The organism is Microbacterium sp. 69-10, assembly GCF_001897945.1.
In the GTDB taxonomy this organism is placed as follows: Bacteria; Actinomycetota; Actinomycetes; order Actinomycetales; family Microbacteriaceae; genus Microbacterium.
In genome coordinates this window covers 1-350 of record NZ_MKRT01000025.1, presented here as the reverse complement: position 1 = coordinate 350, position 350 = coordinate 1, and the positions used below count along the sequence as shown (strand labels likewise).

1 pseudogene is annotated in these 350 nt (G+C 67.4%); it reads left to right on the top strand.

Going from position 1 to position 350, the window contains the following annotated elements:
• Positions 1 to 350 (top strand): annotated as a pseudogene (locus BGN97_RS12890) (IS21 family transposase); the annotation flags it as partial.

The following is a 350-nucleotide window of genomic DNA, read 5'->3' as shown; positions in this document are numbered from 1 at the left end:
TCGATGCCGCCGACCGGGAGGGCGTCCGCTGGGACGATGTCGTAGAGCTCGATGAGGCGGAGGTGTATGCACGGCTGTTCCCCGGGCGTGGGGAGCACGAGAGTGTTCACGCGCAGCCGGACTGGGATCGGGTGCATCGGGAGCTCGCCCGGGTCGGGGTGACGTTGAAGCTGCTGCACGGCGAGTACGTCGACGCCTGCCGCACCAAGGGCGAGACCGCGATGGGCTACGACAGGTTCTGCAAGACCTACCAACGTCACGTGCTCGTGATCGGGGCGGCATCGCGGGTCGGTCACAAGGCAGGGCAGACGGTCGAGGTCGACTGGTCGGGGAAGACGATGCAGCTGGTC